We start from the raw sequence: 10643 nt of genomic DNA on the forward strand, positions 1-10643 counted from the left end.
GTAGCCATCCTACATAAGTGATTTACAAATGAGTCTGGAACTCATTTGAACAGCTTTGCTGGCCGTGTAGCGGTGAAATACAGGGATGTATTTCACAAAAATCGCTCCTCGTGCCTTGATTGACGCTTTTTCAGCTCACAACAGAGGCGGAGATGAAAGATAAACAAGCCCTGAGTAAAACTGTTTTCTGATCGTACTTCAAAGCATTTTTAATAAGGTACCGTAAAAGCGAAACTTGTTAATTACGAATGCAAACGATAATCTATCGCATTAATGACGAATATTAAAAACCACTCTTCCTGATTAATGGACCTTTAAGGGTTTTTATTCGACTTTAAATAAGTCAGTGAAAATTTCTGATCTTTTATCAACAGACCCTAGCTAAAAACCGTGTATGGAACACCCCAATATGACCCTGTCTTACTCTGGCCGAATTTTTTCACTGGTGCTGGCCGCTACATTAGGTGGCTATTTGTTGACCTCGGCTGTGATGATTTTGATTGCCGCGATTTTGCCTTTATCCCGTGCCGATGCCGTTATTACCAGCGCATTACTGAGCTTTGCTGTGTACACCGCCGTGGTCATCTGGATATTTGCGGTTAAAAATGCCAAACGTGCCTGGATAGGGATGATAGGTGCAACAGTAATTATTGGCGGCTTAGGTTTGTTGTTAACGGAGTGGTTACGATGAGCAAATCGACGGATGTAAGTATTGAACAAGGACGATTCCGTCAATCGATGGCCTGGTTGCATACCTGGGGAAGCTTAGTTGCCAGTTGGGCATTATTTGCCATTTTCTTGACGGGAACAATAGGTGTTTTTGATGATGCTATCACCCATTGGATGACGCCTGAGCGGGAATTAATCGGTGAATTTGATCCCGCAACCAGTACTCAGGAGCAACGCTTGGCTGCAGTCACTCAAGGTGAAAACTTTCTGCGAAAGGCCGCTCCCCAAAGCCATTTTTGGCGCATACGGTTGCCCAGTGAGGCCGATCCAGCAATAGGTTTATCCTGGGAAGATGACAATGCTGAGATTCAGCAGCGCCGGTTACATCCTGTTAGCGGTGAATTGATTCCTGAACAGCAACAGCGTGAGACTCAGGGTGGTCATCACTTTGTCCATATGCATTTTGAGTTTCATGCCGGTATGACCGGTATCTGGCTGGTGGGATTTTTTACCATGATCATGCTGGTGGCCTTGGTCAGCGGCATCATTATTCACAAACGTATCTTTAAAGATTTTTTTACCTTCAGATCGGGTAAAGGTCAGCGTAGCTGGCTCGATGCACATAACGCCTCTTCAGTTTTATCGTTGCCATTTCAATTGATGATTGCCTACAGCGGGCTGGTGATCTTTGTGTCGATCTATATGCCAGCCGGAGTATTGGCCAATTATGACAAACCACAGAGTTTCTTTGCCGAGGTGTTCAACCAACCCGAGCATCGCCCAGAGACAGGTATTGAAGCTGATGTTTTATCGTTGACCGAGTTGTTTAAACAGGGTGAAGCGTTAATGGAGAAACCGGGAAGTTTTATCAGTGTCGAGCATCCCGGTGACAGTAGTGCGGTCGCTAAAGTCTTTGGCTTGTTTGAGCAGGAGAAAAATACTGGACGGTTACTCTTTTTGAGTTCCGGTCAGGTTATTTTTGATGCGGTAACCGGTGAAATGATTCATATCGAAGCACCTGAAACATTTGATAAAAGCAATGCCTTTGCCGCTCAACGTATTATGCGGACCCTACATTTTGCCAATTTTGGCGGTTATACCGTTCGCTGGATTTATTTTATTCTGGGCATGGCTGGCACCATCATGATGGCCACCGGCGCCATTCTGTTTATGGTGAAACGCCGGCAAAAATCCTTGAATGAGTTCGGGACGCAAACACCAAAAGTCTACCGTGCCATTGAAGTCCTTAATATCAGCGCTATCAGCGGATTAATGATCGCCTGTGTGGCGTATTTTTGGGTGAATCGGCTGTTGCCATTGGATGTAGCGGAGCGCGCCAGCTGGGAAATCAAACTGTTTTTCTTCATTTGGCTGGGCAGCTTATTACATGCAGCATTACGACCCGCTTCTCGAGCCTGGATAGAGCAGTTATCGACATTTTCTACGTTATGTTTATTACTGCCCATCCTCAACTGGCTGACGACAGGACAACATTTAATCAGCTATTTCATTGAGGGTGACTGGCTGAATGTCGGCTTGGAATTAACCGTCGTGTTGTTCGGTGTGTTGGGCGTTTGCTGCGTCAAAATACTGAAAAGCAAACAACATAAAGCCACGTCACGAAAGTCCAATAGTTATAAAACCAAGTCGGAGGCAGCGTAATGAAAATGTTACTGATGATGTTGCTCGCAACAGCATTATGTTATGCCGGTATGGCGGGTTTGAGTCTGGCGATGCCCAGACACTACTCACAATTAAACTCAGCTAAATTATCTGTCAGTCGGGCTCGTCTATTGCGAATTTCTTCTACTATGCTACTGATAGTTTCCTTATGGCCTGCTATCAGTATGTGGGGTGTTGTGGTGGGCATTGTTGTCTGGCTGGGGCTGCTATCGGTGGCGGCGCTGATATGGGTCGGTTTATTGGCTTACTGGCCACGCTTTGCAGCAACAAAAGCGCTTCTTCTGGCTTTGATTGGTTTATCTACTTGTATCGTTTTGTGGCTCAATTAATCTCGAATTTGATTCATGGAGTTTTTATGAAGAAAATCAGGCTGGATTTAATATTAAGTTATATCGGGATTATAGGTTTACTGATTAACCTGGCATTGAATCTTTATGCCTACTTTTATATCGATCCGCTTTCATCCTCACCACTGGAAGTGGGCTGGTGGACAGTCTGGTTGCCAAGCTACCTGGTTTGGCTGGTATTTTTAACGATTGCTTCGTTTCTTGGCGTCAAACAAAAGGATTAATTCTTTTGTTCAACGTTTTCTTGTTCTTCAGTGCTCTTTAGCTCTTCGGTATTTTCCGGTTCTTCAGGGGGGGCCTGAATTTGAGTACTCTCCTGTTGTTGAACTTTCTCTGATTCTTCAGGAGTCTTCTGACTTTCGGTCATCTCCTGAATAAACTGTGGCGCCAGACGTTCATACAGGCTTTCTTGTTTTTCAGTGTTCTCTGGTTGTTGAATGTCGTCAGTATCTTCAATGTTCTGCTGATCTTCGATTGGCTCATGAAAGAATGGCGGTTTAAGACGCTCAAGCAGACTTTCCCGTTCATCAATGCTGGCTTCAACGGTAAAGCGTTTGATACCGATCAGCTGTCCTGAATCCGTAACTACTTTTACCTGCCACTTACCGACCGGATCCTCTGGGAAGTTCAATTTCTGGGTCCATGCCCGATAGCCTTGCTCACTGCCGCCTTCAATATTCAGCGTGATTCGATCGACTTGTTTACCGTTATGAATCCACAGATGATGAATTTTTTCCTGCAAGCCGCGCGGTGCGCGGATTGCTGTCCACGCATATATGCCATCGCGTTTCAGGGATTGCACATCAAGGCGATTAATATGAATGCTGTGCGTGCGTTGTTCACGATCAACCTGTTGTACCAGATTAAATTCAGTTAATCGCAATGCTGCGGGTGGGACTAAGCTGGGGACCTGCCACAAAACAGCGGCTAAAGCGGCCAACATTAACATCATTAACGGCCGTCGCCACCAGCGACCATTGGCAATAAATTTCACTAAACTCGGCAGACTGAACAACAGGGAAGCAATCAGAGCAAACGCCAGACTTTGACCGGTAGTCAGCTGTAGCAAGATGGGTAGAGCAACCAGTAATACAGCGAATAAAGCCAGCGCATGGAAAATAACAAATAAAGATCGACGCGGTGCCAGTTGTTTGTAATACAGCGGATCAATCACGGAGATCAGAGCACATAAAATCAATAAAGCGGTAAACCCTGCCTGAGTGTGATTCCAAGTGGTGACGGCAAGAAAAAACGGCAACACAAAAAACAAACTTTCCTGATGGACTAATTGAGTCAGATAATGCATTAAAGCGGGTGGAATATTGAGTCCAAAGCGGCTTTTAAAACTTTCCCTCAGCCAGTTTTCCAATACCAGAAACACCCAGCTGACCAACATCAGGATAGCGATGACCTGCGCCAATGATTCTTTGCGTTCCACCAGAAAATAACTGGCAAGACCGGAAATAAAACCAATTCCAGCAATCAACCAAGGCCAGCGTTTGGCCAGTTCAATCAGAGCAAATACAAACGATTTTAATGACGCCATTTGAGCGGAAACACCGGTGAGTAAAAAAGCAAAATAGCGATCATTAATTTGTGATAACGACTATCTGAAAACTACTGATTCACAAAAATAGTTACAGTTCGTTACGGGCGGTTTGAATAGCTTTTTTAACCTGTTCCGGAGCGGTTCCACCCAGATGATTCCGAGCTGCCACTGAGCCTTCCAGGGTTAATACTGAAAATACATCATCGCCGATCTGAGCGCTGAATTGCTGGAGTTCCTGCAGCGTTAACGCCGACAGATCCTTATGATGTTTAATCGCATAGGCAACTGACAGACCAACAACCTCATGGGCATCACGGAAAGCAACGCCTTTACGCACCAGATAGTCTGCCAGATCGGTGGCGGTGGCATAACCTTTCAGAGCCGCCAGACGCATATTGTCTTTTTTGACGGTGATTACTGCGAGCATATCGGCATAGACACGTAACGAGCCAAGCAATGTGTCGATGGTGTCAAACAGCGGTTCTTTATCTTCCTGATTATCCTTGTTGTACGCCAATGGTTGGTTTTTCATCAGCGTTAGCAGGTTAAACAGATTGCCGTAAACCCGGCTGGTTTTACCGCGCACCAGTTCCGGCACATCAGGGTTTTTCTTTTGCGGCATGATTGATGAGCCGGTACAAAACGCATCACCCAGATCAACAAAATCAAACTGGGCCGAGGACCAGATAATCAATTCTTCTGAGAACCGCGACAGGTGCATCATTAGCAGTGAGGCGAAGCTGTTAAATTCAATGGCAAAATCGCGATCACTGACCGCATCCAGCGAGTTGCGACAGATACGTTCAAAACCCAGTAATTCAGCCGTGTATTCACGATCAATCGGGAACGTAGTTCCGGCTAATGCTGCAGCACCTAATGGCAGGCTGTTGACCCGTTTAGTACAGTCATCAAGACGTTCCAGATCACGGCTGAGCATCTCAAACCAGGCCAGCATATGATGACCAAAGGTGACAGGCTGTGCAGTTTGCAGATGGGTAAAGCCAGGCATGATGGTATCGAATTCACGTTCAGCCACATCCAGCAAGGTAGAGCGCAGTCGCTGTAATTCACTTCGAACAGGCACAATCATATCGCGCAGATATAAACGCACATCGGTTGCCACCTGATCATTACGTGACCGACCGGTATGCAGTTTTTTGCCGACTTCGCCAATCAGTTTGATCAGTCTGGATTCGATGTTCATATGCACATCTTCCTGTGCAATCGACCATTCAAACTGATCGTTATCGATTTCGCTTTCAATCTGCTGCAAGCCAGTGATGATTTGATCGCGTTCAGTTTCCGTTAAAACGCCCACTTTACAGAGCATGGTGGCATGCGCGACGGAACCCTGAATATCCTGCTGATACATGCGTTTATCAAACATCACCGATGCAGTGAATTCCTCAACGAACTTATTAGTTGGCTGGGTGAGGCGGGCGGAAGAAAGCTTTTTATCAGATGCGGTCATGGCACGGGCCTGTGATTGCTGGCAGAAAAAGACCGCATTATAACGCGGCTGTTCGTGGAACCGCAGGGGAAAATGTTAGAATCGACAACACTGTTAACTATAATGTGGATTTTTGTTTCATGAGTCAGCGTACTGTTCGAATTGCTACCCGTCGCAGTCCTCTTGCCATCTGGCAGGCCGAGTTTGTCCGTGACAGTTTGTTGGCGTTACATCCACATCTGAATATCGAACTGGTTCGTATCAAAACCCAGGGCGATATTATTCTCGATACTCCACTGGCCAAAGTGGGCGGCAAAGGCTTGTTTGTCAAAGAACTGGAACAGAGCATGCTGGCCGGTGAAGCCGATATTGCGGTGCATTCAATGAAAGATGTTCCGGTGGAGTTTCCGGAAGGTCTGCACTTACCAGTGATCTGCGAACGCCATGATCCACATGATGCGTTTGTTTCCAATCATTTTGAAAACGTTGATGATTTACCTGAGGGTGCCGTTGTGGGTACTTCCAGTCTGCGCAGGGAATGTCAGCTTCGTCACTACCGACCGGATTTGAAAATTGTACCGCTGCGCGGCAATGTAAATACCCGTCTTGCCAAGCTGGATGCAGGTAACTTTGATGCGATTATACTGGCCAAAGCCGGCTTAGAAAGATTGGGTTTTGATCAGCGTATTCGCAGTGCCTTAACGCCAGAGCAAAGTTTGCCTGCGATTGGACAGGGCGCACTAGGTATTGAAACCCGTATCAATGATGACGAAATGAATGCGTTAATTGCCCCGCTTAATTGCGAGCTGACCTCAATCACTGTCAAAGCAGAGCGGGCATTAAATCGTCGCTTAAAAGGGGGCTGTCAGGTCCCAATCGGTGGCTACGCCATATTAAATGGTGATGATATCTGGGTTCGAGGGCTGGTGGGTCGTCCTGACGGAACCGAGATGCTGCAGCAGGAAATTCGCGGCAAGGCCAGTGAATCCGAACAACTTGGCTTAACATTAGGTGAGATGTTACTTAATCAGGGCGCTGATAAAATTCTGGCTGACGTTTATGATGCCTGAGCATTCGGCTCTGGCATTGCAAGGCCGCAAGATTTTAGTAACACGGCCGATTCGACAGGTGTCTGGACTGGTCGATCTGATTGAACAGCAGGGGGGAGAGGCGATAGTCTTTCCGGTGATTGAAATTACGACTATTGATGTTAAACAATGGGGCGAATGGAATCCGCAACAAACCAATTGGCTGGTATTTGTCAGCCGTAATGCTGTTGAACATTTTCTGCAGGATCTTCCGCTACCATTGCCAGCCAATGTTAAATTGGTCGCTGCAGGCGAGGGCACGGCGCAGGCATTGCGGCAAAACGGTTTAACGGTCGATTTACAGCCTGAGCTATCAAACGGCAGTGAAGGTTTGCTGCAGTTACCCCAATGGCAACAAATGGCTCATCAGCATGTCGTAATTGTGCGGGGTGAAGGTGGACGTGAGCTGATGGCAGATACGTTGCGTGCCAGAGGTGCTAATATTAGTTATCTGGAAGTTTACCGCCGACAATTACCGACGGTATCGTCCGAACTTCAACAACAAGCCTGTTCAGCCGATTGGTTGACAGCAACCAGTGCCAATGGTGTGACAAACCTGTTAAGTTTATTATCAGCCAGCTGCCCGCAGATTTTGCAAAAACCTTTGTTGGTAGTCAGTGAACGAATCAAGGCTTTTGCCTTGGAACAAGGATTTAAACAGGTGCATGTCAGTCTAGATGCCAGTGATGGTGCAATCATTCAGCGACTTATAGAAATGGGATCAGATCATGGAGCCTAACAGCAAATCTGAGCAGGTCGAAAAGCCCGCCAAAAAAACTGAAAAAAATGTCTCAGAAACACCTAAAAAGACGGTTTCAGTAAAGTGGGTGCTACTAATTATTTTAGCGATATTGATAACGTTGCCAGGGGCTGGCGCACTTTGGCTGGTATGGCAGCAGAAACAGCAACTGGTGGATGTGGAAAGTCGAGTTGATGAAATTGCCGAACTTGAAACGGATATTTCGCAACTGACCAACAGCCAGCGCCAATTAAACAATCAACTGTCGACATTCAAACAAACGCAGCTTGAACAGGGTGACGTACTGACCAAGCTGCAAAACCAGTCACCGTTAACCACTGAGGAAATCGAGCTCGAATGGGCATTGGCGGAAATCCGTTATTTGCTCAATCTTGCCAATCAGCGCGCTTTGTTGGCGAATGATACCAGTGGGGCAGCGCTTGCCTTATCACTGGCTGATCAACAAATCCGTGAAATTGGTGACTATCGTATGCAACCCTTGCGGGAACTTATTGCAGAGGAAGAGCTGGCTCTTGAAGCGGCGGGAGACGCTGATGTGGCGGGAATTGCTGCCGATATGCTGGGTTTGATAGGCTCAATTGATAAGCTACGTGTTGTTACTGGCCCTAAACAGTCTTTTTACGACGAAACTGAAACAGAAGTAACACAACAATCAGCCTGGCGGGAAGCGGTTGCTGATATTTGGACGCAGATACGTTCACTGGTGGTTATTCGTCAGCAGGAGGATGCCCCGGCGGCAGTATTAATGCCTGAACAACGCTACTTCCTGTATCAGAACCTGCGCTTGCAATTGGAGACCGCTCGCTTTGCTGCGCTTTCAGGTAATCAGCGTATGTTTGAGCAGAGTCTGCAATCAGCCAGCAGCTGGCTTGAACAGTATTTTGTGGGCGATCATCGCGATGCGATGCTGGAAAGTCTGCAAGCCATGCAGAACCAGGCCATAAGTATTGAAACACCGGATATTTCGGGATCACTTCGCTGGTTGAAAGGATTTGAACCATGAAATGGCTGATTATTATTGCAATTGCGCTGGCATTAGGCGGTGTTTTTGTCTGGTTGGCTGATTTTGAGCCAGGCTTTGTATTGGTGCAATACGGACAGTGGACGCTGGAAACCTCGTTGATTGTATTTAGCGTGGCTTGGTTGATTCTGCTGTTATTGGTTTATTTTACGCTGCGCAGTCTGGCGGTCATTAAAAGTACACCAAACCGCCTGTCTCAATGGCAGGAAAATCAGCGTCATAAACGTGCTACTAAAGCGTTAACCAACGGTCTGATAACGCTCGAAGAAGGTCGTTGGGCAGAAGCTGAACGATTGTTACTGCGCCATGCTGGCAACAGCGAGACGCCGTTATTGCATTATCTGGCAGCTGCACGGGCTGCACAGAAACAACAGGCGCCAGAGCGGCGTGATTCCTATCTGAAACTGGCCCACGAAACGACCCCCAGCGCTGATATTGCTGTTGGTGTAGTACAGGCAGAATTACAACTTTCGGCTGGTCAGAAAGAACAGGCATTAGCTACCTTGCAGCATCTGCGTCAAGTTGCGCCTAAACACCCCTATGTTTTACAACTTCTGCAGCAGCTTTATCAGGAAACTGATCAATGGCAGGAAGTGCAATCGGTATTGCCCGATTTGCGTAAGCGACATGTTCTGGATGCCAGCTCAGCCAATGCTTTGTCGGCAGAAGCCACTGTGGGACAGCTGCAAAATGCATTGATACGTCAGGAATGGCAGCGAATGGAACAGATATGGCTGCAATCTCCGGCGAAAATCAGACAATCTGAGCAAGTATTGAAAACCTATGTAAATGGTTTGTTATTGCAGGGTGAGCAACAGCAGGCAATGCAATTGATTGAAGAATATTTACGCAAAAACTGGAGTGATGCACTGATTTATCAGTATGGCAAAATTCTGCAGGGCGGTTTATTAAAACGTCTGGCTACGGCCGAGAAGTGGTTAAAACAACGTGAAGAAAACCCCTGGTTATTACTGACCTTGGGAAGACTGGCGCAGGCCAATAAACTGTGGGCCAAGGCAGAAGCTTATCTACGGGCCAGTATTGAGCATGGTCCTCGCGGGGAAACCTATCAGGCGCTGGCGGAAGTATTAATGGCCCAGGATAAACGTGATGCTGCAGCCAATATTTATAAACAGGGTCTGGATGTCATGCTGCAGAATAATCCAAATAAAGTTATTTAGGACAAACGCAGCTTGTCAGTAATAAAAAAACGGCGCTCAAAGCGCCGTTTTTTTGTGTGGCTCCATAAATTCGTTACAGCCGCATCGGCATAACCACATATTGCCGTGTAAATTTTGGATCATTTGGGGTAATCAACGCACTGCTGTTTTCATCAGTAAATAACAGTTTTACTTTGTTATCAGGAATGGCGTTGAGCAGATCCAGCAGATACGCATTATTAAAAGCGATTTCCAAATCCGGCCCGCTGTATTCCACTGCCAGTTCTTCCTCAGCGGATTCTTGTTCCTGATTGGTAACGGTGGCTTTAAGCAGGTTGTTACTGAGATTCAACTTTACACTGCGATGTTTGTCATTGGCCAGAATCGAAGCCCGGGATAATGCTTGTTTAAGCTCATCCCGTTCGGCAATGACTTCTTTATCACCACCGACGGGTAAGACGCGTTCGTAGTTAGGAAATTGGCCATCAATCAGCTTGGAAGTGAAATGCATATCCGGCAGTTCGACTTTAAGTTGCTGGGGGCTGATCGCCAGGGTCACATTATCAGCAACATCACCTAATAAACGTCCCAGTTCTAAAATCGCTTTACGCGGCACAATGACACTGTGTTTTTCGTTGGTTTTTTCTGCTGTTTCAATGCTGCCCAATGCCAGTCGGTGACCATCTGTTGCTACCGCACGCAAGATGTTTTCTTCGCGTTCCAGCAACAGACCATTCAGGTAATACCGTACATCCTGGCTGGCCATGGCAAAACTGGTTTCATCCAGCAGATCTTTTAATGCTGATTGGGGGACGGTCAGCTGATCAAGGTAATTTGCACCTTCGCTGTCCGGAAAGTCTGTCGCCGGTAGTGTGGCTAACGAAAAACGACTTTTTCCTGCCCGAACCAGTGATTT

At 46.7% G+C, this 10643-nt stretch carries 11 protein-coding genes; 8 read left to right on the forward strand and 3 right to left on the reverse strand.

What is annotated here, in order from left to right:
* The first annotated feature begins 409 nt into the window (after positions 1–409).
* Genes B3M51_RS04145 through B3M51_RS04160 form a run of 4 tightly spaced genes read left to right on the forward strand, consistent with a single transcriptional unit; the run spans position 410 to position 2923 of the window.
* Positions 410–691 carry a DUF3649 domain-containing protein gene (locus B3M51_RS04145; RefSeq protein ID WP_292482844.1) on the forward strand — a complete coding sequence of 94 codons (282 nt, stop codon included), beginning with the start codon at positions 410–412 and terminating at the stop codon, positions 689–691.
* The gene (locus B3M51_RS04150; RefSeq protein WP_292482842.1) at positions 688–2331 is read left to right on the forward strand and encodes a PepSY-associated TM helix domain-containing protein; all 1644 of its coding nucleotides are present in this window, start codon (positions 688–690) and stop codon (positions 2329–2331) included. Before B3M51_RS04145 ends, B3M51_RS04150 begins: the two co-directional genes overlap by 4 nt.
* Positions 2331–2681, forward strand: coding sequence for a DUF3325 domain-containing protein (locus B3M51_RS04155; RefSeq protein WP_292482840.1), 351 nt, complete (start codon positions 2331–2333; stop codon positions 2679–2681). The genes B3M51_RS04150 and B3M51_RS04155 overlap by 1 nt, the downstream gene beginning before the upstream one ends.
* A gap of 26 nt (positions 2682–2707) precedes the next feature.
* Positions 2708–2923, forward strand: coding sequence for a hypothetical protein (locus tag B3M51_RS04160; RefSeq protein WP_292482838.1), 216 nt, complete (start codon positions 2708–2710; stop codon positions 2921–2923).
* Here B3M51_RS04160 and B3M51_RS04165 read toward each other — a convergent pair.
* Positions 2920–4245, reverse strand: coding sequence for a DUF5924 family protein (locus B3M51_RS04165; protein ID WP_292482836.1), 1326 nt, complete (start codon positions 4243–4245; stop codon positions 2920–2922). The genes B3M51_RS04160 and B3M51_RS04165 overlap by 4 nt on opposite strands.
* Before the next feature lie 91 nt (positions 4246–4336).
* Positions 4337–5719 (reverse strand): argininosuccinate lyase, encoded by a 1383-nt coding sequence (gene argH, locus B3M51_RS04170; protein ID WP_292482834.1) that lies wholly within the window; start codon positions 5717–5719, stop codon positions 4337–4339.
* Positions 5720–5838: 119 nt separating this feature from the next.
* Here argH and hemC point away from each other — a divergent pair, with 119 nt between their 5' ends.
* From hemC to B3M51_RS04190, 4 genes are read left to right on the forward strand one after another with little or no spacing between them, the layout of a single operon-like run.
* A complete protein-coding gene (gene hemC, locus B3M51_RS04175; RefSeq protein ID WP_292482832.1) occupies positions 5839–6768 on the forward strand; it encodes a hydroxymethylbilane synthase in 930 nt (309 codons plus the stop codon).
* Positions 6758–7525, forward strand: a complete 768-nt coding sequence (locus tag B3M51_RS04180; RefSeq protein WP_292482830.1) for a uroporphyrinogen-III synthase — start codon at positions 6758–6760, stop codon at positions 7523–7525. The genes hemC and B3M51_RS04180 overlap by 11 nt, the downstream gene beginning before the upstream one ends.
* The gene (locus tag B3M51_RS04185) at positions 7515–8549 is read left to right on the forward strand and encodes a uroporphyrinogen-III C-methyltransferase (protein ID WP_292482828.1); all 1035 of its coding nucleotides are present in this window, start codon (positions 7515–7517) and stop codon (positions 8547–8549) included. Before B3M51_RS04180 ends, B3M51_RS04185 begins: the two co-directional genes overlap by 11 nt.
* Positions 8546–9748 carry a heme biosynthesis HemY N-terminal domain-containing protein gene (locus B3M51_RS04190; RefSeq protein WP_292482827.1) on the forward strand — a complete coding sequence of 401 codons (1203 nt, stop codon included), beginning with the start codon at positions 8546–8548 and terminating at the stop codon, positions 9746–9748. Before B3M51_RS04185 ends, B3M51_RS04190 begins: the two co-directional genes overlap by 4 nt.
* Before the next feature lie 73 nt (positions 9749–9821).
* Here the strand turns inward: B3M51_RS04190 and dnaN are convergent.
* Positions 9822–10643, reverse strand: an 822-nt coding sequence (gene dnaN / locus B3M51_RS04195) for a DNA polymerase III subunit beta (RefSeq protein WP_292757039.1), incomplete at its 5' end; no start/stop codon positions are given.

The sequence above is a fragment of the Methylophaga sp. UBA2689 genome (assembly GCA_002354555.1).
Classification (GTDB): Bacteria; Pseudomonadota; Gammaproteobacteria; order Nitrosococcales; family Methylophagaceae; genus Methylophaga.